General features: G+C 34.1%; 24 protein-coding genes, 1 other RNA gene and 1 pseudogene. 24 read left to right on the top strand and 2 right to left on the bottom strand.

The window, feature by feature from the left end; genetic code table 11:
- Window positions 1-86 precede the first annotated feature (86 nt).
- From RWM24_RS00590 to ssrA, 6 genes are all read left to right on the top strand, one after another.
- Window positions 87-1,070, top strand: coding sequence for an IS3 family transposase (locus RWM24_RS00590; protein ID WP_314110676.1), 984 nt, complete (start codon window positions 87-89; stop codon window positions 1,068-1,070).
- Window positions 1,071-1,501: 431 nt separating this feature from the next.
- A complete protein-coding gene (locus tag RWM24_RS00585) occupies window positions 1,502-2,896 on the top strand; it encodes an MATE family efflux transporter (protein WP_314110590.1) in 1,395 nt (464 codons plus the stop codon).
- Window positions 2,897-2,899: 3 nt separating this feature from the next.
- Window positions 2,900-4,612: an ABC transporter ATP-binding protein gene (locus tag RWM24_RS00580; RefSeq protein WP_314110588.1), complete on the top strand. Its 1,713-nt coding sequence runs from the start codon at window positions 2,900-2,902 to the stop codon at window positions 4,610-4,612.
- A gap of 116 nt (window positions 4,613-4,728) precedes the next feature.
- Window positions 4,729-6,276: a ribosomal protection-like ABC-F family protein gene (abc-f, locus tag RWM24_RS00575; RefSeq protein WP_314110586.1), complete on the top strand. Its 1,548-nt coding sequence runs from the start codon at window positions 4,729-4,731 to the stop codon at window positions 6,274-6,276.
- A 64-nt stretch (window positions 6,277-6,340) separates the two neighbouring features.
- Window positions 6,341-7,066, top strand: coding sequence for a histidine phosphatase family protein (locus RWM24_RS00570; protein WP_314110585.1), 726 nt, complete (start codon window positions 6,341-6,343; stop codon window positions 7,064-7,066).
- A 139-nt stretch (window positions 7,067-7,205) separates the two neighbouring features.
- Window positions 7,206-7,573, top strand: a transfer-messenger RNA (tmRNA) gene (ssrA, locus tag RWM24_RS00565).
- A gap of 387 nt (window positions 7,574-7,960) precedes the next feature.
- On the opposite strand, the gene RWM24_RS00560 is transcribed toward ssrA, so the two are convergent.
- Together RWM24_RS00560 and RWM24_RS00555 are read right to left on the bottom strand one after the other, a co-directional pair.
- Window positions 7,961-8,614, bottom strand: a complete 654-nt coding sequence (locus RWM24_RS00560) for an adenosylcobyric acid synthase (RefSeq protein WP_314110583.1) — start codon at window positions 8,612-8,614, stop codon at window positions 7,961-7,963.
- The gene (locus tag RWM24_RS00555) at window positions 8,611-9,954 is read right to left on the bottom strand and encodes a Mur ligase family protein (RefSeq protein WP_314110581.1); all 1,344 of its coding nucleotides are present in this window, start codon (window positions 9,952-9,954) and stop codon (window positions 8,611-8,613) included. The genes RWM24_RS00560 and RWM24_RS00555 overlap by 4 nt, the downstream gene beginning before the upstream one ends.
- A 217-nt stretch (window positions 9,955-10,171) precedes the next feature.
- On the opposite strand from RWM24_RS00555, the gene RWM24_RS00550 reads away from it, so the two are divergent.
- The 18 genes and pseudogenes from RWM24_RS00550 (at window position 10,172) to nrdD (ending at window position 26,328) form a co-directional block, all read left to right on the top strand.
- Complete coding sequence (locus tag RWM24_RS00550) at window positions 10,172-10,750, top strand: thymidine kinase (RefSeq protein ID WP_314110580.1); 579 nt, start codon at window positions 10,172-10,174, stop codon at window positions 10,748-10,750.
- Window positions 10,751-10,760: 10 nt separating this feature from the next.
- Complete coding sequence (prfA, locus tag RWM24_RS00545; protein ID WP_314110577.1) at window positions 10,761-11,840, top strand: peptide chain release factor 1; 1,080 nt, start codon at window positions 10,761-10,763, stop codon at window positions 11,838-11,840.
- Window positions 11,827-12,702 carry a peptide chain release factor N(5)-glutamine methyltransferase gene (prmC, locus tag RWM24_RS00540; protein ID WP_314110574.1) on the top strand — a complete coding sequence of 292 codons (876 nt, stop codon included), beginning with the start codon at window positions 11,827-11,829 and terminating at the stop codon, window positions 12,700-12,702. Before prfA ends, prmC begins: the two co-directional genes overlap by 14 nt.
- A gap of 1 nt (window position 12,703) precedes the next feature.
- On the top strand, window positions 12,704-13,729 hold the full coding sequence (locus RWM24_RS00535) for an L-threonylcarbamoyladenylate synthase (RefSeq protein WP_314110572.1): 1,026 nt from the start codon (window positions 12,704-12,706) through the stop codon (window positions 13,727-13,729).
- A gap of 110 nt (window positions 13,730-13,839) precedes the next feature.
- Window positions 13,840-15,072 (top strand): serine hydroxymethyltransferase, encoded by a 1,233-nt coding sequence (gene glyA / locus RWM24_RS00530; RefSeq protein WP_314110570.1) that lies wholly within the window; start codon window positions 13,840-13,842, stop codon window positions 15,070-15,072.
- A gap of 156 nt (window positions 15,073-15,228) precedes the next feature.
- The gene (gene upp / locus RWM24_RS00525) at window positions 15,229-15,864 is read left to right on the top strand and encodes a uracil phosphoribosyltransferase (protein WP_314110568.1); all 636 of its coding nucleotides are present in this window, start codon (window positions 15,229-15,231) and stop codon (window positions 15,862-15,864) included.
- Between the two features lie 130 nt (window positions 15,865-15,994).
- The gene (gene atpB / locus RWM24_RS00520) at window positions 15,995-16,708 is read left to right on the top strand and encodes a F0F1 ATP synthase subunit A (protein WP_314110566.1); all 714 of its coding nucleotides are present in this window, start codon (window positions 15,995-15,997) and stop codon (window positions 16,706-16,708) included.
- Window positions 16,709-16,732: 24 nt separating this feature from the next.
- A complete protein-coding gene (gene atpE / locus RWM24_RS00515) occupies window positions 16,733-16,948 on the top strand; it encodes a F0F1 ATP synthase subunit C (RefSeq protein WP_006703461.1) in 216 nt (71 codons plus the stop codon).
- Window positions 16,949-16,989: 41 nt separating this feature from the next.
- Entirely contained in the window at window positions 16,990-17,490 is a 501-nt protein-coding gene (atpF, locus tag RWM24_RS00510; protein WP_314110564.1) for a F0F1 ATP synthase subunit B, read from the top strand.
- The gene (gene atpH, locus RWM24_RS00505) at window positions 17,490-18,032 is read left to right on the top strand and encodes an ATP synthase F1 subunit delta (protein WP_314110562.1); all 543 of its coding nucleotides are present in this window, start codon (window positions 17,490-17,492) and stop codon (window positions 18,030-18,032) included. The genes atpF and atpH overlap by 1 nt, the downstream gene beginning before the upstream one ends.
- 4 nt (window positions 18,033-18,036) lie before the next feature.
- A complete protein-coding gene (gene atpA, locus RWM24_RS00500; RefSeq protein ID WP_314110560.1) occupies window positions 18,037-19,551 on the top strand; it encodes a F0F1 ATP synthase subunit alpha in 1,515 nt (504 codons plus the stop codon).
- A gap of 28 nt (window positions 19,552-19,579) precedes the next feature.
- Window positions 19,580-20,512 carry a F0F1 ATP synthase subunit gamma gene (locus RWM24_RS00495; RefSeq protein WP_314110557.1) on the top strand — a complete coding sequence of 311 codons (933 nt, stop codon included), beginning with the start codon at window positions 19,580-19,582 and terminating at the stop codon, window positions 20,510-20,512.
- A gap of 21 nt (window positions 20,513-20,533) precedes the next feature.
- On the top strand, window positions 20,534-21,958 hold the full coding sequence (gene atpD, locus RWM24_RS00490; RefSeq protein ID WP_314110556.1) for a F0F1 ATP synthase subunit beta: 1,425 nt from the start codon (window positions 20,534-20,536) through the stop codon (window positions 21,956-21,958).
- Between the two features lie 2 nt (window positions 21,959-21,960).
- Window positions 21,961-22,395, top strand: a complete 435-nt coding sequence (locus RWM24_RS00485) for a F0F1 ATP synthase subunit epsilon (RefSeq protein WP_314110554.1) — start codon at window positions 21,961-21,963, stop codon at window positions 22,393-22,395.
- 154 nt (window positions 22,396-22,549) lie between these two features.
- On the top strand, window positions 22,550-22,819 hold the full coding sequence (gene rpsN / locus RWM24_RS00480; protein ID WP_314110552.1) for a 30S ribosomal protein S14: 270 nt from the start codon (window positions 22,550-22,552) through the stop codon (window positions 22,817-22,819).
- A gap of 23 nt (window positions 22,820-22,842) precedes the next feature.
- On the top strand, window positions 22,843-22,953 hold the full coding sequence (locus tag RWM24_RS00475; RefSeq protein ID WP_227930882.1) for a putative metal homeostasis protein: 111 nt from the start codon (window positions 22,843-22,845) through the stop codon (window positions 22,951-22,953).
- 13 nt (window positions 22,954-22,966) lie between these two features.
- Window positions 22,967-23,935, top strand: a pseudogene (locus RWM24_RS00470) (metal ABC transporter substrate-binding protein); the annotation flags it as partial.
- Between the two features lie 224 nt (window positions 23,936-24,159).
- Window positions 24,160-26,328 carry an anaerobic ribonucleoside-triphosphate reductase gene (nrdD, locus tag RWM24_RS00465; protein WP_399539130.1) on the top strand — a complete coding sequence of 723 codons (2,169 nt, stop codon included), beginning with the start codon at window positions 24,160-24,162 and terminating at the stop codon, window positions 26,326-26,328.
- Window positions 26,329-26,339 lie beyond the last annotated feature (11 nt).

The raw sequence follows: 26,339 nt of genomic DNA, 5'->3' as shown, positions 1-26,339 counted from the left end.
CCTCAGGAAGGTAGAGAATATACAGTGGAATATCAACAAAAACGTCCATCAAAACCAAAAAAACAAAAGAATATAAGTGAAGAAGCATTCAAAAAATTAGAAGAAGAAAATTATCACCTAAGGATGGAAAACGACTTTTTAAAAGCAGTGCGGAGACTGAATTTAGAGGACGAAGCAAAAACGAAAGAACGGCTAGAGTCATTGACAGTCTCCGAGAAAAATACAAATTAAAAGATCTTTTAGAATATGCTGGTATGGCTAAATCAACTTTTATGTACTGGCAAAAACGTTTTACTAGAGAGAATCCAGATAAAGATATAGAAGAAAAAATACTTGAAATTCGTAACGTTCATAAAGATTATGGTTATAGAAGAATTCATGCAGAACTTCGTAATCAAGGATATTGTATTAACAAAAAGAAAGTTCAGCGTATTATTCAAAAATTAAAATTACAAGTAACATCCTTTACACGTAAAAGTAGAAAATTCAATTCTTATCAAGGCACAGTTGGAGTTATTGCGCCTAATAGAATTAAAAGAAGATTTCACACTTCTATTCCACATCAAAAAATTACAACAGATACAACAGAATTCAAGTATTATGAAGTAGATGATAAAGGTAAAAAAACACTACACAAATTATATCTGGATCCATTTATGGATATGTTTAACAATGAAATTATAAGCTATAATATCACTAAACATCCTTCGGTTAAAAATATTATTGATGTTTTAGATAGAACAATAAAAATAACATCAGATTGTATCTATAGGAGGACATTTCATTCTGATCAAGGATGGGCTTATCAATTAGACGAATATGCTTCTAGATTAAAGGATGGGAAAATTTTTCAAAGTATGTCTAGAAAAGGAACTTGTTTAGATAATTCAATAATGGAGAATTTCTTTAGTATACTTAAGCAAGAAATTTATTACGGCAGAATATTTTATAGTTACGAAGAATTAAAAAATGAAATTGAACGATTTATTAAATATTACAATGAAGATCGTATAAAAGAAAAATTGGGATGGATGAGTCCTGTTCAGTATAGAATACATTGTTCAGTATAGAGAAAAAAAGTGCCAAAAATTGGCGCAACCCCCTAGGGGGTTATTCATACATTTTATTTTAAGAATCAAAAAGAGACGACTAAAGTCGTCTCAAAAAAGTCTAACTTTTTGGGGTCACTACACGCAAAAGCGAGTCTCATTGCTAAACTTCGAGCCTAGGGTCTCGAAGTTTCCTAATATTAGTAGCCATCGGTATGGCTACTAATGCTCTTGCTACGGCGAAAAATCCATTTCTCTTTTTTCGTGTTCGTATGAGGGAGCGTAGGTGATGTGGATTTTTTTGATATAGTCGTAAAGGACGGCAGTAGCCCAGCGGTTTCATGAGTTTACTACTATAAAAAACCATTTCTCTTTTTATTCTATATTTTATAGAACTACCATAACACTACCTTAATCCTGCAAAATCTTGTATACTGTTAAAGGTGATTAAAATGGAGAGAAAGAATACAAAAAATTTTATAACGAGTGGAAATATTAATCGAGTCATTTTAACGATTGCCACTCCTTTAATGATTAATAACTTAATTCGAACTTTATATAATTTAACGGATGGATTGTATGTAGCTCAGTTGTCTGCTGAAGATTTTGCGGCGACTGCGTTTATTTGGCCGTTAAATTTTTTGTTTATCTCAATTGGATTGGGAATTAGTGTCGGAGCAACGGCTCTTATTGCGCAATATTTTGGAGCAAATGATTTAAAATTAGCGAAGAAATATACGTGGAATACGATGGCGCTAACGTTTGTTTTTGGGTTTATATTGTCGACCGTTGGCTATATTTTTGCAGGTCAGTTTGTCGAATGGATGGGAGCCAGTGGCGTCTTTTATGAGAAATCCACTTCATATTTGAAAATTAATTTTATTGGATTGTTTTTTGACTTTGCCTATTTTGGATATCAGGCACTACTGAATGCGCAAGGTAGAACGAGAGTAATAACAGTGGTCAGTACAATTTCATCTATCACGAATGTTCTACTAGATCCGATATTTATTTTTGCGACTATTCCTTTTACTCAAATTCCTGGGTTAAATGCTGGGATTGAAGGGGCTGGCTGGGCAACGGTGATTTCGAAAGTTATATTATTGATTTTAGTGATTATGGCTACTAGAAAAGAATCTATTATTCATGTTCCATTGTATGAAGTGGATTATGATACGTCCGTTATTCGTAAAATTTTACAAGTAGCATGGCCTTCTGCATTTGGATATGGAGGAGCTGCGTTTGGGTTTACTGTATTAAATGGATTAATTCAATCCTATGGCACATCGGTTCTTGCAGCTTATTCAATGGTCAACCGTATTTCAGATATTTTAACGCAACCTCAAATGGGAATTGGATCTGCTTTGACGGCTATCATTGGTCAAAATATGGGAGCTGGTTTATTTGAACGGGCTCATGCGATTTTTAAACGAGCATTGATTTGGGTGTTACTCATTTCTGCACTTGGAAGTGTCGCCATTTTTATGTGGCAAGATGCTTTACTTCATATTTTTATTAAAGATGTAACGGATACGATTCTTTGGAATAGTGCGGTTGAATATTTATATTACACAGCATTCATTATCTTCTTTATGGGGATGTTTTCTGCTTATAGTGGATTTTTCCAAGGTTGTAGTGCAACAAAATATTCTATGAATATGTCAATTGGTCGTTTATGGGTGGCTCGTTTACCAATTATTTGGATCTTAGGAAGCCTGACAGAGTTGGGAGCAACTGGGATTTGGATTGCGATGCTACTTTCGAATGCTTTAACAGTTTTATATGGACATTTAGTTTATAAATGGAAAGACTGGAGTAGTATGCATTATGCAAAAGGAGAGAGTTAGTAGATGTTAAAAGAATTTATTAAATATTATAAACCGTATCGAAAATTATTTTTATTAGACTTTACTTGTGCGGTTATTGTGGCAATTTTAGAATTAGCCTTTCCTGTAATGGTTCATCGTGTTATTGATGAAGTGTTACCACAACAAAATGTTGGAATTATCCTAGTAGTAGGATTTAGTTTAGTGCTTCTATATGTGACTTCTACCGTGTTAAATTATATTGTCGTATCATTCGGGCATTTATTAGGAATTAATATAGAAACGGATATGAGAAGAAATTTATTTGAGCATATCCAAAAACAATCATTTTCATTTTTTGATAATATGAAAATTGGTGAATTATTGAGCCGTTTATCAAGTGATTTATTTGATATTAGTGAATTAGCGCATCATGGCCCTGAAGAATTATTTATCGCTATTATGACGTTAATCGGGTCGTTTGTATTGATGTACCAAGTTCAGCCTACGTTAGCTTTATGGACAATTGTATTTGTTCCGTTTTTAGCGATTGCTTTAGCAGTTTTCAATCGAAAAATGTCAAACATTAATCGTCAAATTTATAAAGGGCTAGCTCATTATTCTGCTGGTTTGGAAAATGTTTTAAGTGGGATGCGAGTGGTAAAAGCTTTTGCCAATGAAGAACATGAACAGCAATTATTTGAAGGATTAATTCAAGAATACCGTACGAATAAAATTCAGTTTTATAAAACAATGGGTTCAAGTAGTTCGTTTAATTATTTATTAATGCGTAGTATTAATTTATTTACGTTAATGCTTGGTTCGTATTTTACCGTTACAGGCAAACTTACTGCGGGAGAATTAGTGGGCTATATTTTACTAGCAAATGTCTTTGTTCGACCAATTGATAAAATGAATTCGATGATTGAATTATATCCAAAAGGAGTTGCTGGATTCCGTCGTTATCAAGAATTAATGGCTATTGAACCGGATATTCAAGATCGACCTGATGCAATCGAAGCGCCTCATTTTGAAGGAGATATTTCTTATCGCAATGTAAGTTTTGGATATGAAGAAAATAAAGCAGTCTTGGAACATGTTTCAATGGATGTGAAGAAGGGAGAAACCGTTGCGTTTGTAGGCCCTTCTGGTGTAGGGAAAACAACATTGGTGAATTTATTACCTCGTTTTTATGAATTACAAGAGGGAGAAATTTTAATCGATGGACAAGATATTCGAAACTTTACAATGCAATCGTTAAGACGTCAAATTGGAGTTGTTCAACAAGATGTATTTTTATTTAATGGAACAATTCGTGAAAATGTACTTTATGGACGATTAGATGCAACGGATGAAGAAGTAGAAGAAGCTATTGAGCGTTCTAAATTAAGAGAAGTTGTCGATGATTTAGAGTTCGGATTGGATACTCAAATTGGAGAACGTGGAGTAAAACTATCCGGCGGACAAAAACAACGCTTATCGATTGCTCGTATTTTCTTAAAAAATCCTTCGATTTTAATTTTGGATGAAGCAACAAGTGCATTAGATACGCAAACGGAAAAATTCATTCAACAATCCTTTGATGAACTTGCAAAAGGAAGAACGACTTTTATTATTGCGCACCGCCTAGCAACGATTCAACATGCAGACCGCATTATTGTAGTAACAGAGGATGGTTTAGCAGAAGATGGTATGCATGAGGAATTATTGAAGAAAAATGGTATTTATGCTGATTTATATCATGCGCAATTTGCGTAGTAGAAAAGAAAAAAACTTTGCGATAGTAGCAAAGTTTTTTTCTTTTCCACCTATACTTTGATATTCCTCTTGTAAATATGATACAATGACCCAGAGAAATTTGAAGGAGAAAATCAATGAGTATTTTAAATGTAGAAAAATTAACCCATGGATTTGGGGAACGTGCCATTTTTAATGATGTTAGTTTCCGTTTATTAAAAGGGGAGCATATTGGATTAGTCGGAGCGAATGGTGAGGGTAAGTCCACTTTTATGAATATTGTAACGGGGAAACTTCAACCAGATGAAGGAAAAATCGAATGGTCTAAAAATGTAAAAGTTGGTTATTTAGATCAACATACAGTGTTAGAAAAAGGAATGACCGTTCGAGAAGTATTACGTAAAGCCTTTGATGATTTATTTGTGGCGGAAGCTCGTATGAATGAATTATATATGGCAATGGGAGATGCAGATGAAGCTTCTATGAATGCAATGTTAGAAGAAGTTGGAGAAATTCAAGAGCGTTTAGATAGTCATGATTTTTATATTTTAGATGCAAAAATCGATGAAGTGGCTCGTGCTTTGGGCGTTGTAGCATTTGGTATGGATAGTGATGTGAGTGAACTAAGTGGTGGACAACGTACGAAAATTTTACTTGCAAAATTATTATTAGAAAAACCAGATATTTTATTATTAGACGAACCAACGAACTACTTAGATGTGGAACATATTGAATGGTTAAAACGTTATTTACAAGAGTATGAAAATGCGTTTATTTTAATTTCGCATGATATTCCATTTTTAAATAGTGTTGTCAACTTAATTTACCATATGGATAATCAAGAATTAAGTCGTTATGTAGGAGATTATGATCAATTCCAAGAAGTGTATGCGATGAAGAAATCTCAATTAGAAGCAGCTTATAATCGTCAACAAAAGGAAATTGCAGATTTGAAAGACTTTGTAAATCGAAATAAAGCTCGTGTAGCTACTCGTAATATGGCGATGTCACGTCAGAAGAAATTAGATAAAATGGAAGTGATTGAGCTAGCGGGTGAAAAGCCAAAGCCTAAATTTGACTTCAAAACTTCTCGTGCACCAGGTCGTTATATTTTCCAAACAGAAGGATTAGTTATTGGATATGACCGTGCTTTAACGGGTTCATTGAATTTAGAAATGGAACGTGGACAAAAGATTGCGATTGTCGGTGCAAATGGTATCGGGAAAACTACTTTATTAAAGAGTTTATTAGGTATTATTAAGCCGTTAGAAGGAAAAGTGACTCGTGGAGACTATATTGATTTAGGATATTTCGAACAAGAAACTCCTCAAGGCAATCGTAAAACAGCACTAGAAGAAATTTGGGATACATTCCCATCGATGACACAACCTGAAGTTCGTGTAGCATTAGCTCGTTGTGGATTAACAAGTAAACATATTGAGAGCCAAGTTCAAGTACTAAGTGGGGGAGAACAAGCAAAAGTTCGTTTCTGTAAATTAATGAATGATGAATCGAATGTATTAGTGTTAGACGAACCAACGAACCACTTAGATGTAGATGCTAAGGATGAATTAAAACGTGCCTTAAAAGAATATAAGGGTAGTATTTTAATGGTTTGCCACGAACCAGAATTTTATGAAGGTTTAGCAACAGATATTTGGGATTTTTCAAAACTTTCATCTTAAATATATGATTTTTTGGCAAAATTGAGTACAATGGTAGTAGCAAATGATTTGAGGAGGAAATATCATGGCAGATAAAGGCGTTACATTATATTTCATGAGACATGGCGAGACAGTTTTTAATCGATACAATAAAATTCAAGGATGGGCGGATACTCCATTAACAAAAGAAGGTAGATTAGATGCAATTCGTTCTGGATTAGGAATGAGAGATATTCCATTTCACGCAGTGTATACAAGTGATTTAAGAAGAACAATTGAAACAGCTCAATTAGTATTAAGAGATCATCCTTTAAGAGATCAATTAAGCTTGCAAATGATGCCAGAATTTCGTGAAGTTTGTTTTGGAAGTTTAGAAGGACAAAATGCAACAGAAGTTTGGACGAATTTGTATAAAACATTACAACGTACCTTTGATCAAAATGATGGTAGAAATGTAATTGAAGAGATGAATCAAATTAAAGCAATGGATCCAGATCATATTGGAGAAAACTTTATGGAATTTTGGTCTCGTGTAGAACAAGGGTTGATTAAAGTAATCGATAAACATCGTGATACAAATCAACATATCCTAATTGTTAGCCATGGAATGACGATCCGTAATATTTTACATGAATTAATTCCTGATTTTAAATTATCAGATATGATTGATAATTCATCTTTAAACATTGTGGAATATTCAAATGGACAATATCATTTGAAAGTATTAAATCAAACAAGTCATTTTGCATTGAGAAAAGAAGCGGTAGAGCGTGAATTCTCATTATTACCAATGACATTATTTGAAAAATAAACACAGAAAGATTTATAAAATTGAAGTGACCCCAAAAAGTTAGACTTTTTGGGGTCACTTCATAATCTTTTGTAGATATAGATAATAGCAGTTATTATTTGCGTGAAGGTTAAATTTTTGTTAGTATAAAGGAATATACGGGGTCGTTACGGATTCGACAGGTATAGGTTGAGCTTTCAATGCATTTCGTAGGTTACGGCTACGTAAAAACGTTACAGTTAAATATAACTGACAAACAACAAACAAACACTTTAGCTTTCGCAGCGTAATACCTGCAAGCTAAGATCTGTCCGGCATCGCCCATGTGCTCGGGTCCAGGTCTCATTATTAGTGGGATACGGTTCACTTTTCCGTCTGTCTAAGTGAAACAGAGATGATCAGGCTAGCTTAAGATGATGCTTGTTTATCAGCTAATCAGTAGCGAATCTCTAAATGGATAAACTATGAATGTAGATTTGATTGTGTCGATATATTTGGACGCGGGTTCGACTCCCGCCGGCTCCATTTTTTACGATGAATAAGGCTTAGAAATGTTGATGTTTCAATGTTTCTAAGCCTTTGTTTTTTTAAAAATATTCAATGTTTTTAGGGAAGTCTTATGAAGGAAAGTGTATAGGTGTTTACTTCTTTCGCCCCTTTTTAAAGTACATTAAGTAAGTGTAGATAATATTTAAAATGATGCTAATATAAAGAGCAATCTTTGTATATTCTCCGTCAAATAAAACAGCGAAAACTAGTAAGCTTAATAGTAACAAAGGTATTACGATATCTCTAAATCTATTGTTCTGTTTCATTTTTTATACTCCCTTTCTTATGCCTATACTAATTATAACACAAACAAAAAGAAGCTTAGAAATGAATCTCACACATTTCTAGGCTTCTTTATTCTTATTGTTATTTACTTAATTGTCGTTGTGCGGCTAATTCAATCATACGATCAGCAAGATGTTGATTTCGAACGAGCAGTGGTCCATGGAAGTAAGAGCAGAAGACATTTTTGTAATGCACACCTTCTGTTTTGTCCTCATCATTATTTCCATTTCCACTAGTAACGGTACCTAATGGTTTAAGACCTTTGCAGAGGTAAGTTCTTCCGATGTGGTTTTCATAACCAACATATGTTTCTCCTGTTTCTTCATCCTGAATTGTAATATCTCCGATAAATCGGTGGTCAAATTGACCATTTGTATAGCAGTCAATGGCGCCAATTCCATCTAATTTTTCACCGGCTGCATTGATGTAGTAACGTCCTAATAATTGGAAGCCACCGCAAATTCCTAAAACAACTCCATCATCTTCGATGAAGTGGATTAAGGCTTCTTTTTTGGATTGTAAGTCTTTAGCCACGATAGTTTGTTCATAGTCTTGACCACCACCGAACATGACGATATCAAAGTCTTCAGGATTGAATGGATCACCTAAGCTAATCAATGTTGTTTCGACTTCATAGCCTAATTGTTTTGCACGATGTTGGAGCATCAGTAGATTTCCATTATCTCCATAAGTATTCATTAAGTTTCCGTATAAATGACAAATTCTGATTTTCATGAAGTCATTCCCTCTTTCAAGTAACCATGTTTAGCTAAGTCTTTACGGAGTTGTAATAATGCCGTATAGGTTGCTAAAATATTGATTTTTTTTGTTGGTACTGATTTTAATTTTTCAATTAAGTCATCATTATTTTCTATTTTTGTGAGATTTGTAAATCCTGCAACTTCCATTCGAGTTTCTAAGTCGTCAACTCGAAGTCCGCCAATGTATGTTTGTTTTGGAGTAAGTTTTGTAAGTTCTTCAAACTCACCATCCCAAATCCAACTAATATCTTGCCCGTCTGCATAATTATCGTTTAATAAAACAGCAAGTGAAAATTCTTCTTTTTCATAGCCAAGTAGTTGGACGATTTGGTTAAATCCTACTGGATTTTTAATTAAGTTAATCATGACTTCTTTGTCTTCTAGTGTAAAGGTTTCTTGACGACCGAAGACTCTTTGCGCTTGTCCAAATCCTGCTTGAATTTCTTCAGGAGTTAAGCCGAAAAATCTAGCTGTTGCATAAGCGCTTAGAGCGTTATAGATGTTGTATAGTCCACCAATTGGAAGTGAAAAATCAAATCCATCAATTTTAAAAGAAGATTTTGTTAGAGACAATTCTGTTAACTCTGTCACGGCATAGTCTAATTCAGGACGTTTGAAATCTCCGTTAGGGCAGTAATATTTTCCTAAATTACTATACGTAATAAAGTTATATTGTAAAATGGAATGGCAATGTGGACATAAAATACCATCCGTATTGTAATGTGCTTGATAGTGACTATCTTCTGTATGATTGAATCCAAAATACAGTCTTGGATTTGGAAGAGTATCACTATTAAAAATTGGCGCATCTCCATTTGATAAAATAGTTGCTTCTGGAACAAAGCTTGCCCCATCTAACATAAATTGATAAGTTGTATAAATTTCGCCAAAACGATCCATTTGATCGCGAAAAATATTTGTAAATACGAATAATTTTGGTTGAATAAATGGTGTAATATGTTTAATCGTTGCTTCGTCAACTTCTAATACAGCAATATTTTTTTCACCTTTAACAGGAGTATGATTTAAGAAAGTAGAAACAATCCCTTGTATTAAATTGGCTCCGGTTGGATTCGTTAAAATATTTGGGTATTTTTGTTTTAATAATTGAACGATTAATGAAGTCGTTAAAGTCTTTCCGTTTGTTCCACTAACAATAATGACTTCATAATGGTCTGATAAATGTTTTAAAATATGTGGATCAATAGCATGAGCTACTTTTCCTGGGAAACTACTTCCACCATTTGTAAAAGTTTTAAGTGCCCAGCGAGTCAATTTTCCCGCTTCAATGGCAAGTTTGGTACGTATATTCACGAAACGTGCATCCTTTCAAAAAATATTCTTTTTTATTGTAGCATAAAATGACTGAAAAGGAATACAATTCGCTTCTTTTCTTATTAAGAAATGAATAAGAATTTGTTTGGAATTATATGAAAAAGTTCATAATGATTTTTTATAGTTTTTCGTTGCACAACTCTCGATATTATCGTAAGATGTTAAAGGTATATAAAAGTGTCAGGAGGTTAAAATTGTGGCACAATTATTTTTTAAATATGGTGCAATGAATAGTGGAAAGTCGATTGAAATTTTAAAAGTTGCTCATAATTATGAAGAACAAAATAAATCTGTATTATTATTTACAAGTGCAATCGATGATCGTGATGAAGTAGGATATGTTTCTAGTCGTATTGGAATTCGTAGACAAGCGATTCCTATTTATGATGAAACAGATATTATTGCCATTGTGAAAGAACAAGAAGTAAAACCTGCTTGTATTTTAATTGATGAATCTCAATTTTTAAGTAGAGAACATATTTTAGATTTAGCGCATATTGTAGATATTTTGGATATTCCTGTGATGGCTTTTGGATTGAAAAATGATTTCCAAAATGAATTATTTACCGGATCTAAATATTTATTATTATACGCCGATAAAATTGAGGAAATTAAAACGATTTGCTGGTACTGCCATAAAAAGGCAAGTATGAATATGCGTGTCGTTGATGGAAAACCTGTTTATACAGGTGAACAAATTCAAATTGGCGGGAATGAATCTTATTATCCTGTTTGTCGTTATCATTATTCACACCCAGGTGAAGAAAGAGTTTAAGGAGGAAATTATGTTTGATCAATTAGATAGTTTTATTATTCGATATGATGAGTTATCTGAGTTATTAAGTGACCCAGATGTGATTAGCGATACAAAACGTTTCATGGAATTAACAAAAGAAGAATCGAATTTACGTCCAAAAGTTGAAACTTTTAAACGTTATCAACAAGTAGTGGAAGAAATTGGCGATACAGAAGAAATGCTAGGAGAAGGCTTAGATAGTGAAATGGCTGAAATGGCTAAAGAAGAATTAGCTTCTCTAAAAAAAGAAAAAGTAGAATTAGAAGAAAAAATTAAATTCTTATTATTACCAGAAGATCCAAATGATGGTAAAAATATTATTATGGAAATTCGTGGAGCTGCTGGTGGAGATGAAGCAGCGTTATTTGCTGGAGATTTATTAGCAATGTACCAAAAATATGCGGAATCTCAAGGCTGGCGTGTAGAAGTAATGGATGCTAACATTACAGGTATTGGTGGATATAAAGAAGTTATTTTAATGATTACGGGGGATAATGTATTCTCTAAATTAAAATATGAATCAGGAGCTCACCGTGTTCAACGTGTTCCTTCAACAGAATCTCAAGGTCGTGTTCATACATCGACTGCAACCGTTGTAGTTATGCCTGAAGCAGAAGAAGTAGAAATTGAATTAGAAGATAAAGATATTCGTGTAGATATTTATCATGCTTCTGGAGCGGGTGGACAACACGTTAATAAAACAGCTTCTGCCGTTCGTTTAACTCACTTACCAACAGGTATTGTCGTAGCGATGCAAGATGAACGTTCTCAATTAAAAAACAGAGAGAAAGCGATGAAAGTATTACGTGCTCGTGTATACGATAAAATCTCTCAAGAAGCTCAATCAGAATATGATGCTAATAGAAAATCTGCCGTTGGTACAGGGGATCGTTCAGAACGTATTCGTACATACAACTTCCCTCAAAACCGTGTGACAGATCATCGTATTGGATTAACGTTACAAAAATTAGACCAAGTTCTTGCAGGAAAAATTGATGAAATTGTCGATGCATTAATTTTATACGATCACACTGAAAAATTGGAGCAATTAAATAATGGAAATAACTAATCCAACGAATCAGGAAGTCCTAGTTAGGGCTTCTTGTTTTTTACAAGAAAGACAACCTTCTTTTTTGAAAGAAGATTGTGAGTGGTATGCTCGTCAATTAAGTTTATATTTGAATGATTGGACGATGACAGAGTTACTTATTCATTTGAATCAGCCTGCAGGAATTGGATTATGGGATCAAATGGAACCACTACTTATTCGTTTATCAAATTTTGAACCATTGCAATATATTACAAAGCAAGCGGAGTTTTATGGACGAGAATTTATCGTGAGTCCCGACACTTTAATTCCAAGACCTGAGACAGAAGAATTAGTTGAAAAAATTATTGCTTTTTTATCTAAACATTCTAGTGGAAAAGTATTAGAAATTGGAGTAGGGACAGGTTGTATTATTCATACATTAGCGTTAGAATGTCCAGGCTTTTCTTATCAGGGCGTGGATATTTCAGAAGGAGCGCTTGACGTTGCTAAGAAAAATCAAGAGAAATATCAGTTAGAAAATGTTTCTTTATATCTTAGTGATGTATTTCAAGAAGTTTCTCCTCAAAAGTTTGTCTGTATCATAAGCAATCCACCTTATATTGATGTTTCAGAAAAAAATGTGATGGATGAATCGGTTTTACGATTTGAACCAGAAGTAGCTCTTTTTGCAGAAGATGAAGGATTAGCGATTTACCGGAATATTGCCCAAAAATTAGAAACTTACTTATTAGAAGAAGGACAAGCATTTTTTGAAATTGGATTCCAGCAAGGAAAGGATGTTCAGCAATTATTTGAACAGTATTGTCCGAATCGAGAAGTGAGTATTCATAAAGATTTATCAGGAAATGACCGAATGATTATTGTAGGAGGGAGGAAGTAACATGAAAACACAAATTTTTCATCAAGAAACATTAGAAAAAGCAGCTACTTTATTGAAAGAAGGAGAAGTTGTAGCTTTCCCAACAGAAACGGTGTACGGATTAGGAGCGATTGCAACGAGTCAAGAAGCGGTCTTAAAAGTGTTTCAAGCTAAAGGAAGACCGAGTGATAATCCATTAATTGTGCATGTTCATTCTTTAGAACAGATTATCGATACTGTTGAAGAATTTCCAGAAAATGCGAAATTATTAGCGAAACATTTTTGGCCGGGACCATTGACGATGATTTTAAAAGCAAAGCCTGGTATTTATGCTTCAGCATTATCAGCAGGATTACCGACTGTATCATTTAGAATGCCAAATCATGAGTTGACATTATCGTTAATTGAACAAGTTGGCATTCCATTAGTTGGTCCAAGTGCCAATCAATCGACAAAACCAAGTCCGACAAGAGTCCAACATGTAGTAGAAGATATGGATGGAAGAATTGCAGGAATCGTTGATGGTGGAGATACAAGTGTTGGGGTTGAATCTACAGTCATTGATTTAACCAATGAAGAAGGTCCAGTCATCTTACGTCCAGGAGTCATTACAAAAGAAGAAATTGAACCAATTATTGGTCCATTAGTAGAATATATGAAAACAACAACCGGGGAAAAAGTAACTCCTAAATCACCAGGAATGAAATATCGTCACTATGCTCCAACTACTCCTGTTGTTGTGGTGGAAGGTTCTTTAGAGTTTTGGCATTTACTAATTGAAGAATATCAAAAACAAGGAAAAAAAGTTGCAGTGATGGCAACAAATGATGTTTTAGATGAAGTGAGCCCTAAAGTAGAAGAGTCTTATTCATTAGGAGAAAAAGATTCTGTTGCAGATATGAATCATCATTTATTTAATGCATTGCGTTCATTAGATCATACAGATGCGACTATTATTTTAGCGCAAGCAAGTGTGAAAGAAGGTGCGGGATTAGCATATATGAATCGTTTGGAAAAAGCGTCAAGTGCTACAAAAAAAGAACTCTAGGAAATCAATGTACTCATGGTAGAAATTAATAGCAAACAAGAAGCTACTAATTTTGAGGATATTGATAAACTATGTTAGAATAATTCTATTGAAGAAAAGGAGTGAAGCTAATGACACAGTTTAAAGAAGACACACTTGTGTTTGATGCAATTGAAAAAGAAGCCCAGCGTCAAAAGCACGGGATTGAATTAATTGCTTCAGAAAACTTCGTTTCACCTGCTGTATTACGAGCGCAAGGTAGCATTTTAACGAATAAATATGCTGAAGGCTATCCAAACCGTCGTTATTATGGTGGATGTGAATATGTCGATGTAATTGAACTATTAGCAATCGACCGTGTAAAAGAATTATTTGGAGCGGAATATGCCAATGTTCAACCCCATTCTGGTTCTCAAGCGAATATGGCGGCTTATCGTGCGCTTGTTTCAAAAGGAGACAAAATTTTAGGAATGGACTTAAGTCATGGCGGACATTTAACCCATGGAATGGGAGTGAACTTCTCTGGTCAAGATTATGATTTTATTGCGTATGGATTGAATCCCGAAACAGAAATGATTGATTATGATGCCTTAGAAGAAATTGCTAAATCAGAACGTCCAAAACTAATCGTTGCAGGGGCATCTGCCTATCCAAGAGAAATTAATTTCAAACGTATTAGTGTAATTGCTAAAAGTATTGATGCTTATTTCATGGTAGACATGGCTCATATTGCAGGATTAGTGGCAAAAGGAGCTCATCAAAATCCAGTTCCTTATGCTGATGTTGTTACTTCAACAACGCATAAAACATTACGTGGACCAAGAGGTGGCTTGATTTTAGCGAAGCAAGAATTTGCAAAGAAAATTAATAGTGCCATCTTCCCAGGTATCCAAGGTGGGCCATTAGAACATGTAATTGCAGCAAAAGCAGTTGCCTTCCATGAAGCACTTCAACCAGCATTTGGAGAGTACATCGAGCATGTTGTTGAAAATGCAAAAGCAATGGCAGAAGTATTTAATGAAAGTGGTATTCGTCCAATTTCTGGCGGAACAGATAATCATTTACTATTATTAGATATTACTTCTACTGGATTGAACGGAAAAGAAGCTCAAGAATTATTAGATAGTGTTGGAATTACAGTGAATAAAAATGCAATTCCATTTGACCCACTTCCACCTATGAAGACAAGTGGTATTCGTGTTGGAACAGCAGCAATTACAACACGTGGCTTTGATAAAGAAGCAGCAAAAACAGTTGCCCAACTAATTGTAGACACACTAACTCATGCAAACGACGAAGATAAATTAGATGAAGTTCGTCAATCTGTACAAGAGTTAACAAAACAATTTCCATTGTATGGATAACACAATGTAATCAGTCACATAAAAAATGAAAGCAATATTTTCTTAATGAAATTTTAAGGAAAAAACTCTTTTTTTCCTATTTATATACTAGTATTTTGATTCATTTTTTTGTAGAATAACAAATAGTGAAAATATATTGTGGAAGGAGCAAGCAAGATGGGTAAGTTTAATGTGTTAGATCATCCGTTAATTCAACATAAATTAACAATGATTCGACAAAAAGATTGTGGAACAAAAGTCTTTCGTGAGGTTGTAAATGAAATTTCAATGTTAATGGCATATGAAGTTTCAAGAGATTTACCGTTAGAAGATGTGGAGATTGAAACTCCATTAGTAAAAACAACATTGAAAACTTTGGCGGGTAAAAAAGTTGCCATTATTCCTATTTTACGTGCTGGTTTAGGAATGGTTGACGGAATTTTAGAATTAATTCCAGCTGCCAAAATTGGACATGTTGGAATGTACCGTGATCATGATACATTACAACCTGTTGAGTATTTTGTAAAATTGCCTTCAGATATTTCTGAAAGACAATTATTTGTAGTTGATCCAATGTTAGCTACAGGAGGATCTGCAGTGGCTGCGATTGATGCGTTATTAAAACGTGGAGCGCACCCTGAATCGATTAAGTTTTGTTGTCTTGTGGCTGCGCCAGAAGGGGTAAAAGTTCTTCAAGAAGCGCACCCAGAAATTGATATCTATGCTGCAGCATTAGATGAGCGATTAAACGAAAACGGCTATATCCTTCCAGGATTAGGCGATGCTGGTGATCGCCTATTTGGAACCAAATAAATAAACTCGTAGTCACGCTTTTGCGTCTGACTATTGCCATGAATTCTGACAATAATCACCGTAAAGCGAATGAATGCGATAGGTGGAATTTGTCAGTTTTTTATTTGGAATAAATAAGGGAGTATGAGTTATGGAAGCTTTACCAAAAACGATAGAATTTTTTGGTTTGTCTTTTTCAGTTCCAATCTTACTTTCTTGTCTAGTGACAGTATTAGTAGTTACGATTTTTTCTATTGTAGCTGCTAGAAATGTTTCTATGAAACCAGGAAAGATGCAAAATGTTTTTGAATCTCTAATGGATTTTACAAAAGGGATTGTAAACAGTGCGGTAGATGAAGAAACGGGCAAGTCATATTACTTATATGTATTTTCACTCTTCTCATTTATTTTAATCGCCAATATAGTCGGTTTAGTGATTTATTTCCATTATGGAGAACATAGTTACTTTGCTTCTCCTACAGCAAGTCCGGAAGTGTGTTTGGCATTATCATTGATGACAACTTTAATTGCACACTATTCTGGTGTTCAAAAAATGGGATTAAAAGGCTATATCAAAAACTCTTATTTGAGTCCGATGTCTTTAATGTTACCGATTAAATTAATTGAAGAGTTTACAAATACAATTACACTTGCATTCCGTCTTTACGGAAATATTTATGCAGGTGAAGTGTTGTTAGGATTAATTGTGATGTTTTCATCCAGTTTTGGAATCTTAACATATATTTTTGCAATTCCATTAGGAGTTGTTTGGCAAGGATTTTCTGTAGTAATCGGAGCAATTCAAGCCTATGTATTTTGTACATTAACAATGGTGTACATTGCACATAAAGTAGAACATGAATAATTTTTAGAAATGAGGAATTAACTTATGACAGAATTAGCAGCAGCAATCGCAGTAGCAGGGGCAGCTTTAGCAGCCGCTTTTGGTAACCAAGCAGTTATCGTAAAAACAATTGAATCAATGACACGCCAACCAGAAATGAGTAATGAATTACGTTCAACAATGTTCGTTGGGGTAGCCTTAATCGAAGCGATGCCAATCTTTGCGGTATTAATCGCTTTAATCCTAGTTTTCATCAAATAATCATTTATAAAGATAAATTTGTTGAAAAGGAGGGATGATGGATGTTTCAGTATATGTTAACAGGTAGCCCTGTTCTTGGGAATACACTTATTGTCTTAATTTCAATTATTATATTACTATTTTTAGTAAAACATTTTGCTTGGGATAAAATCGAAGCTACATTAGAGGCTCGTCGTCAAAAAATTAGTAAAGATTTAGATGAGGCAGAAGCAAAACGTAAAGCAGCTGAAGAAATTCAAGCAAATGCAAAAGAAATTATTCATAATGCAGAAGCAAAAGGTCAAGAAATTTTAAATACGACAAGAGAAGCTGCTTCAAAAATGCAAGATGAAATGATTAAAGAAGGACGAGATGTTGTTTCTAGAATGAAACTAGATGGACAACGTGAAGTAGATTCCATGAAACAACGTGCTTTAGCACAAATGCAAGGACAAATCGTAGATTTATCCGTTCAACTTGCAAGCCAAATTTTAAATAAAGAGTTGACTGAGCAGACACATCAAGATGTGATTGAATCCTTTATTGAAGGGTTGGAAAGCTGATGGTGAGATTTCATAAAGAATTAGTCAAGGCGGCCAGTCATTTTTATGGACAAGTAAAGTATGATGGAACTCTAAATATTGTTACACAAGAATTGCAAGAAGTATTAGAAGGCATTCAAAATACGGCACGTTTTCGTCAATTGATGCATTTAGAACAAGTGTCTGTTGATGAGAAAATGTCAATATTATCAGAAGCTGTTTCAAATTTATCCCAAAGTACACAAGATTATTTAAGACCGTACTTACATCCGGATAAATCATCATATTTAATTGAAGCAGTAGAAGCATTTTTAGATATTTACTCAGCTAATCGACTTGAAATGATTTCAGCGATTCCATTAACTGAGGAACAAATCGAACGTATTGCACAAGCTTTTCAAAAGAAAACAAAAAAAGAATATGATTCTTATGTGAATACGGTCGATCCAACTGTTATTGGTGGAGTAAAATTAAAGACAAAAGAATATTTATTAGATGGAACATTATTATATAAACTAGAACAGTTTAAGAAAAAAATTTGTCAAACAGGATTGAAGGGGTGAGACAATGGATACGGAATTCGGTAATATTACAGCAGGAATCCGAAACCAAATTAATTCCTTTGAAGCGGAACAACATATTGAAGAGATTGGTGAAGTTTCATTTATTGGGGACGGAATTGCTCGTGTCATCGGTCTTACCAACGTGATGGCTGGTGAATTAGTAGAATTTTCAAATGGTACTTATGGTATGGCACAAAATCTAGAAAAAAATGATGTTGGTGTTATTATTTTTGGTACTTATGAAAATATCCATGAAGGAGAATCAGTGCGTCGTACAGGTCGTATTTTAGACGTTCCTGTAGGAGATGCTTTGATTGGTCGTGTTGTGGATGCTTTAGGTCGTCCAATTGATGGCTTAGGAGCACTTGAAACAACAAAACGTCGTCCGGTAGAAAATGAAGCACCAGGTGTAATGCAACGTAAAAGTGTGCATCAATCATTAGCAACTGGATTAAAAGTAATCGATGCTTTAGTTCCAATTGGTAAAGGTCAACGGGAATTAATTATCGGAGATAGAAAAACAGGTAAAACAAGTATTGCAATTGATGCAATTTTGAACCAAAAAGGAAAAGATACTTTATGTATCTATGTCGCAATTGGACAAAAAGAATCTACTGTAAAAGCTTTAGTAGAAACTTTAAAACGTTATGGAGCAATGGATTATACAACAGTTGTATCTGCTAGTGCTTCACAACCAGCTCCAATGCTCTATATTGCTCCTTATGCAGGAACTGCAATGGGAGAGGAATTTATGTATAACGGAAAAGATGTTTTAATTGTTTATGATGATTTATCAAAACAAGCAGCAGCTTACCGTGAAATTTCATTATTACTTCGTCGTCCTCCAGGTCGTGAAGCGTATCCAGGAGATGTGTTCTATCTACACTCACGTTTATTAGAACGTTCAGCGAAGTTAAATGATGAATTAGGTGGAGGTTCTTTAACAGCCTTACCAATTATTGAAACTCAAGCGGGAGATATTTCGGCTTATATTCCTACAAATGTAATTTCTATTACAGATGGCCAAATCTTCTTAGAAAGTGATTTATTCTATTCAGGTGTTCGTCCAGGGTTATCTGCCGGATTATCTGTATCACGTGTAGGGGGATCTGCGCAAATTAAAGCGATGAAAAAAGTTTCTGGTACATTACGTATCGATTTAGCAAGTTACCGTGAATTAGAAGCATTTACTCAATTTGGTTCTGATTTAGATGCAGCAACACAACAAAAATTAAATCGTGGTAAGAGAACCGTGGAAGTACTAAAACAAGATGTTCATAGACCATTACCAATTGAACATCAAGTATCGATTTTATTTGCATTAACAAAAGGAATTTTAGATTCAATTCCAATTGAAAGATTAAAAGATTTCGAAAAAGCATTGTATCAACATTTAGAAAATGAACATGCAGATATTTTAGCAAGTATTCGTGATGAAGAAAAAATTCCGGATGAAGAAGCTTTCTACCAAGTAATTGAGAAGTTTAAACAAATTCATCTATACGAACGCTCAAAATAATACGAACTAGAAAGAAGAGGTGAATTGTATGGCGTCTTCATTAAACGACTTGAAGAAGCGTATTATTTCAACGAAAAAAACAAGTCAAATTACAAGTGCTATGCAAATGGTTTCTGCTTCAAAACTAGCTAAGTCTGAACAAGCCGTTCGTCGATATCATGATTATGCTGAAAAAATTCGTGAAGTTGTAACTCACTTACTATATGCACAGCATGATCATAAAGATGAAGAATTAGAGGAAGAAGTAATTCATGATGAAGATGAATCATTTATTGATTATCATGATTTATTAATTGAAAGACCTGTGAAAAAAACAGGATATCTTGTGATTTCATCTGACCAGGGATTAGCAGGAAGTTATAATTCTTCTATTTTCCAAGCAACACGTGAAATGTTACAAACAGATCATGATTCAAAAGATGAATATGTAATTTTAACGATTGGTGGAGCTGCAAGTCGTTTCTTCAAAAAGATGGGGATTGATGTTCGTTTAGAAATTAATGAAGTTAGTGATATTCCATCATTTGAAGAAGTTCGTAAAATTGTAAGTAGTGCCGTACAAATGTTTAGACAAGGTGAATTTGATGAATTTTACGTTTGTTATAATCACCATGTGAATGCATTATTATCAAATTATCGTGTTGAAAAAATGTTACCGATTATTGACTTAGATGAAGATGAAGCGAAAGAATATGAGTTAGATTATATTTTTGAGCCAAATAAAGAAATTATTATGGAAACATTATTGCCTCAATATGCTGAATCTCTTATTTATGGGGCAATTATCGATGCAAAAGCTGCTGAACATGCTTCACGTATGACAGCTATGAGAAGTGCAACGGATAATGCGAGAGATTTAATTAGTGATTTGACACAAGATTTAAACCAACGTCGTCAAGCACAAATAACACAAGAAATAACTGAAATCGTTGGCGGAGCAGCAGCTCTAGAAGAACAGTAAGAGTGAAAGGAGGAAATTTTTTTGAGAACTGGAGAAATTTTGCAAGTAGTTGGACCAGTTGTGGACGTTGTATTTCCTTTAGAAGCAGGCGTGCCTGATATTCACAATGCCCTGCATGTTATTAAAGAAGATCAAGAAGGGCATAAAAAAACAATTACGCTTGAAACAGCTGTTGAATTAGGGGATGGTGCTGTACGTACAATTGCCATGGAATCAACTGATGGTCTTCAACGAGGCATGAAAGTTATTGATTTAGGACGTACGATTAGTGTTCCAGTTGGAACAGAGACTTTAGGTCGTGTATTTAATGTATTAGGCGATACGATTGATTTAGGAGAGGAATTTCCTGAAGATTTTAGACGTGATGAAATTCATAAACCAGCGCCTAAATTTGAACAATTAAGTAGTCAATATGAAATTCTACAAACAGGAATTAAAGTTATTGACTTATTAGCTCCTTATCTGAAAGGAGGAAAAATTGGATTATTCGGAGGTGCCGGAGTAGGTAAAACTGTATTAATCCAAGAATTGATTCATAATATCGCTGAAGAATTAGGGGGTATTTCTGTATTTACGGGTGTAGGGGAACGTACTCGTGAAGGGAATGACCTTTACCATGAAATGCAAGACTCAGGGGTATCCGCTAAAACAGCGATGGTATTTGGACAAATGAATGAACCACCAGGAGCACGTATGCGTGTTGCATTAACTGGATTAACGATTGCCGAACACTTCCGTGATGAGCAAAAACAAGATGTATTATTATTCATTGATAATATTTATCGTTTTACTCAAGCAGGTTCAGAAGTATCAGCACTTTTAGGTCGTATGCCTTCAGCTGTAGGGTATCAACCAACATTGGCAACTGAAATGGGTCAATTACAAGAACGTATTAGTTCAACAAAAGATGGTTCTATTACTTCGATTCAAGCGATTTACGTTCCGGCGGATGACTATACTGACCCAGCGCCAGCTACAACATTTGCCCATTTAGATGCAACGACAAACTTAGAGCGTCGTTTAACCGAACAAGGGATTTATCCGGCGGTGGATCCATTAGCATCAACTTCAAGTGCATTGACTCCAGAAATTGTTGGGGAAGAACACTATGAAGTAGCTATGAAAGTTCAACAAATGTTACAACGTTATCGTGAATTACAAGATATTATTGCTATTTTAGGGATTGATGAATTATCTGATAGTGAAAAGATTATTGTAAACCGTGCAAGAAGAATTCAATTCTTCTTATCTCAAAACTTCCACGTTGCAGAAGCATTTACAGGTCAACCAGGTTCATATGTACCGATTAAAGATACAGTACGTGGCTTTAAAGGAATTATTGATGGAGAATATGATGATATTCCGGAAGACTTATTCAGAAACGTTGGACCGATTGAAGATGTTCTTAAAAAAGCACAAGCGGCAGGTTACCGAGGAGGTAATTAATCATGCTTGAAAATCATGAACTTTTAGTAGTCGTAACAACACCAGAAGGAAAGGTTTATAATCATAGATCTTATTCCGTAAGTGCACAAGCTATTGATGGGGGAATTACGATTCTTCCAAACCATGCACCAATCATGTTGCCATTAAAAATTGGAGAATTACGAGTAAAACGTTTCTTAGAAGATTCTCCTACCGATTATATTGCGATTGGTGGAGGAATTATGGAAGTACGTGATAATGTCGTAACAGTTATTGCGAACGTTGCCGAACGTGCACGTGATATTGACGTTAATCGAGCAGAACAAGCACGTGATAAAGCAGAAGCAATTATCCAAAATAAAAATTGCTCTAAGAGTGAAGTAGAACGTGCGAAAATTGCTTTAAACAAAGCGATTAACCGTATTGGTGTTTCAAAACACCGTCGATTAAAACAATAATGAAAATGAAAACTGTTGGTTTAATACCAGCAGTTTTTTCATTTTCTTCGAAAAAAACAGTAAAAACCTATTGCAAAACAAAAAAAGAACTGTTATAATCATAAAACGTAAATGTTACGATTTAAGAAAAGTTAAAATGAAAAGAGGAGAACAAATGGCTAAGAAGTCAAAAATTGCAAAACATCAAAAACAATTAGCATTAGTAGAAAAATATGCTCAAATTAGATATGAATTAAAACAAGCTGGAGATTATGAAGCTCTTCGTAAATTACCGATTAATTCAAATCCAAATCGTGTAAAAAATAGAGACATGGTTGATGGTCGACCAAGAGCCTATATGAGAAAATTCGGAATCTCAAGAATTAAATTCCGTGATTTAGCTCATAAAGGATTAATACCAGGTGTTGTCAAAGCAAGCTGGTAATTTATAGTAATGGAGGGAAAGAAATGAAACAAGATTTAGCAACAGCATATAGACAAATGAAAAGCCCAAATATTAAAACTCGTAAACGTGCGTTAAAATTGATTCATGAAGCGAAACGTGGAAAGAAAAAATAAGAGGAGTACAATGATGAAAGTAAGTAAAAAAATAATAGCAGTGTTAGGAGCAGCATTTTTATTAGGTGCTTGTTCTCAACCAACTACTTCTACAAAACCTCAAAAAGAATCTAAATTAAATATTATGACAACATTTTTCCCAATGTATGACTTCACTAGAAATATCGTTGGGGAAGAAGGGAATGTGACATTATTAATTAGTGCAGGAACTGAACCACATGAATATGATCCAACAGCAAAAGATATTGCAAAAATTTCTCAGTCAGATGCTTTAGTTTATGATAATGAAAATATGGAAACTTGGGTTCCAACTGTGATGAAGAGTTTAACAGATTCAAAAGTAAAAGAAATTAAAGCAACAAAAGATTTGGAATTATTGCCAATTGAAGAAGATCATGATCACGAAGGAGAAGAACACCATGATGAACATGAACATGAGTTTGATCCGCATGTATGGTTATCTCCTAAAAAAGCAAAATTATTAGTCGAAAAGATTACAGCTCAATTAAGTGAAGCATTTCCTGAAAAAGCATCTGCATTTAAAACAAATGCACAAGCATACTTAGAAAAATTATCTCAGTTAGATAATGAGTACACAACAGCTTTGAAAGATGCAAAACAAAAGAATTTTGTGACACAACATACAGCATTTAGATATTTAGCAACAGATTATGGGTTGAATCAAGTTGGGATTGCAGGAATTTCTCCAGAAGCAGAACCTTCACCAGCTCGTCTAGCTGAATTAACGAAGTATATTAAAGAAAATGAAATTCGTTATATTTATTTTGAAGAAAATGCATCAGAAAAAATTGCGAAGACTCTAGCAACAGAAACGGGAGTTGTGTTAGAGGTGTTAAATCCATTAGAATCTTTAACAAAAGAAGAAATGGATAAGGGTGATGATTATATTTCAGTGATGAAAGAAAATCTTCAGGCTTTATTGAAAACAACGACCGTAGCAGGAAAAGAAATTAAGCCAGAACATTAAAATTTTTCTAAGTTAGAATGAGGAAATTTATAGGGGAGTATGATTATAGTAAATCTTCTTCATTCGTTTAGAGACTTTAAGATTAAACTTCTATAGAGACGAGAGTGTCTATAGAAGTTTTTTTGTAGGTAATAATACTATATATAGTTTTAAAAATAGTTGAAAAACACAATATATAGGTGTATGATGATGTAGGTTATAAAAAATATAAAGGAGGAGTGAGTGTGACAGAATTATTTGTAACGAAAAAAGATAGTAGAGTACAGCCTTTCAATCATAAAAAAATCTTTTATGGTTTAGAAAAAGCAGAGAAAAGTTTATGCGGTGAACTTTCAAAAAAACGTAAAGAAGTGCTAGCAGAAGTTACGAGAAGGATTTTATCAGAAATAGAAAGTTTACAGCTAGCAGAAATTAAATCAGAAGAGATTGAACATATAATTCTTCAATCTTTAAAAAAAGAAGGGGAAACGGTATTAGCGAATCAATTTCTTGTCAATCGAATTGAATGGGATAAAAAAAGAGAAAAAGAAATGGATATTACCCAGCGATTAACAAAATTAAGTCAAAGAGATGCAAGTATTATTCATGAAAATGCCAATAAAGATAGTGAAGTCTTTAATACGCAACGAGATTTGATGGCAGGAACAGTAGGGAAAGCTTTCGGATTAAAAATGCTACCACCTCATGTTGCAAATGCGCATTTAAAAGGCGATATTCATTATCATGATTTAGATTATCATCCATATCTACCAATGACGAATTGTAGTTTAATTGATTTTAAAGAAATGTTTGAATATGGATTTAAAATTGGGAATGCTGATGTTGAAAGTCCAAAATCAATTCAAACAGCTACTGCTCAAATGGCACAAATTATTGCGAATGTTGCTTCAAGTCAATATGGAGGATGTTCAGCCAATCGTATTGATGAAGTATTAGCTCCCTATGCAAAATTAAATTATGAAAAACATATACAAGATGCTAAAAAGTGGGTAGATGGAGAAGAAAAACAAGAAGCGTATGCATTAGAAAAAACGAAAAAAGATATTTATGATGCTATGCAATCCTTAGAGTATGAAATTAATACGCTATATACTTCTCAAGGGCAAACCCCATTTACAACATTAGGATTTGGATTAGGAGTGTCATTATTTGAACGAGAAATTCAAAAAGCAATTTTAAAAGTAAGAATCAAAGGGATTGGGAAAGAACAAAGAACAGCTATTTTCCCTAAATTAATTTTCACGTTAAAACGTGGTATGAATTTAGAACCAAAGGACCCGAATTATGATATTAAATCATTAGCATTAGAATGTTCGACCAAAAGAATGTATCCAGACGTTTTAAATTATGAACAAATCGTTAGAATTACGGGTAGTTTTAAAGTGCCGATGGGTTGCCGTTCATTTTTACAAGGTTGGAAAAATGAAAAAGGTGAAGATGTTTCGGATGGAAGAATGAATTTAGGAGTTGTGACCCTAAACCTTCCAAGAATTGCGTTAGAATCAGATGGTAATCAAGCGCAATTTTGGACTATTTTAGAAGAAAAATTACAAATTTGTAAAGATGCATTAGTGTATCGTGTAGAACGTTGTAAAGAGGCAAAATCAGCGAATGCGCCTATTTTATATCGTTATGGTTCATTTGGAAAACGATTGATGAATGATGAACCAGTAGATGAAGTATTCAAACATCGTCGTGCAACAGTATCTCTTGGATATATTGGCTTATATGAAACGGCTACTGTCTTTTTTGGCAATTGTTGGGAAACAAATCCAGAAGCAAAAGATTTCACCTTAAATATTGTGAAACGATTGAGCGAGAAAACAAAGGAATGGTCGGATGAATATGACTATCATTTTAGTGTATATGCAACGCCAAGTGAAAGTTTAACAGATCGTTTTTGTCGATTAGACCAAGAAAAATTTGGAGATGTAGCGGATATTACAGATAAGGAATATTATACAAATAGTTTCCATTATGATGTGAGAAAGTCTCCAACTCCATTTGAAAAAATTGAGTTCGAAAAAGATTATCCAATTTATTCTTCAGGTGGATTTATTCATTATTGCGAATATCCTGTTATGAAACAAAATCCAAAAGGGCTTGAAGCAGTTTGGGATTATGCATATGAAAGAGTAGGTTATCTTGGAACGAATACACCGATTGATCGTTGTTATGAATGTGGGTATGAAGGGGAGTTTGAACCGACTGCAAAAGGATTTGAATGTCCAATTTGTAAAAATAGAAATCCGAAAACTTGTGATGTCGTTAAACGAACTTGTGGTTATTTAGGAAATCCTCAAGCTCGCCCCATGGTCCATGGAAGACACCAAGAAATTAAATCACGGGTAAAACATCTCTCTACTGAAAGAAATCTAAAAAATTAGGAGGGCTGGGT

The organism is uncultured Granulicatella sp., assembly GCF_963516875.1.
Taxonomy (GTDB): domain Bacteria; phylum Bacillota; class Bacilli; order Lactobacillales; family Aerococcaceae; genus Granulicatella.
Note: the sequence above shows the minus strand (reverse complement) of the source record. Positions and strands in the feature narration are given on the sequence as shown.

Excerpts from the sequence above, each read along its gene's own strand:
- RWM24_RS00585 (WP_314110590.1), top strand. The coding sequence starts at position 1,502 with ATGGAGAGAAAGAATACAAAAAATTTTATAACGAGTGGAAATATTAAT.
- RWM24_RS00580 (WP_314110588.1), top strand. The coding sequence starts at position 2,900 with ATGTTAAAAGAATTTATTAAATATTATAAACCGTATCGAAAATTATTT.
- abc-f (WP_314110586.1), top strand. The coding sequence starts at position 4,729 with ATGAGTATTTTAAATGTAGAAAAATTAACCCATGGATTTGGGGAACGT.
- RWM24_RS00570 (WP_314110585.1), top strand. The coding sequence starts at position 6,341 with ATGGCAGATAAAGGCGTTACATTATATTTCATGAGACATGGCGAGACA.
- RWM24_RS00560 (WP_314110583.1), bottom strand. The coding sequence starts at position 8,614 with ATGAAAATCAGAATTTGTCATTTATACGGAAACTTAATGAATACTTAT.
- prfA (WP_314110577.1), top strand. The coding sequence starts at position 10,761 with ATGTTTGATCAATTAGATAGTTTTATTATTCGATATGATGAGTTATCT.
- prmC (WP_314110574.1), top strand. The coding sequence starts at position 11,827 with ATGGAAATAACTAATCCAACGAATCAGGAAGTCCTAGTTAGGGCTTCT.
- RWM24_RS00535 (WP_314110572.1), top strand. The coding sequence starts at position 12,704 with ATGAAAACACAAATTTTTCATCAAGAAACATTAGAAAAAGCAGCTACT.
- glyA (WP_314110570.1), top strand. The coding sequence starts at position 13,840 with ATGACACAGTTTAAAGAAGACACACTTGTGTTTGATGCAATTGAAAAA.
- upp (WP_314110568.1), top strand. The coding sequence starts at position 15,229 with ATGGGTAAGTTTAATGTGTTAGATCATCCGTTAATTCAACATAAATTA.
- atpB (WP_314110566.1), top strand. The coding sequence starts at position 15,995 with ATGGAAGCTTTACCAAAAACGATAGAATTTTTTGGTTTGTCTTTTTCA.
- atpE (WP_006703461.1), top strand. The coding sequence starts at position 16,733 with ATGACAGAATTAGCAGCAGCAATCGCAGTAGCAGGGGCAGCTTTAGCA.
- atpF (WP_314110564.1), top strand. The coding sequence starts at position 16,990 with ATGTTTCAGTATATGTTAACAGGTAGCCCTGTTCTTGGGAATACACTT.
- atpH (WP_314110562.1), top strand. The coding sequence starts at position 17,490 with ATGGTGAGATTTCATAAAGAATTAGTCAAGGCGGCCAGTCATTTTTAT.
- atpA (WP_314110560.1), top strand. The coding sequence starts at position 18,037 with ATGGATACGGAATTCGGTAATATTACAGCAGGAATCCGAAACCAAATT.
- RWM24_RS00495 (WP_314110557.1), top strand. The coding sequence starts at position 19,580 with ATGGCGTCTTCATTAAACGACTTGAAGAAGCGTATTATTTCAACGAAA.
- RWM24_RS00485 (WP_314110554.1), top strand. The coding sequence starts at position 21,961 with ATGCTTGAAAATCATGAACTTTTAGTAGTCGTAACAACACCAGAAGGA.
- rpsN (WP_314110552.1), top strand. The coding sequence starts at position 22,550 with ATGGCTAAGAAGTCAAAAATTGCAAAACATCAAAAACAATTAGCATTA.
- RWM24_RS00475 (WP_227930882.1), top strand. The coding sequence starts at position 22,843 with ATGAAACAAGATTTAGCAACAGCATATAGACAAATGAAAAGCCCAAAT.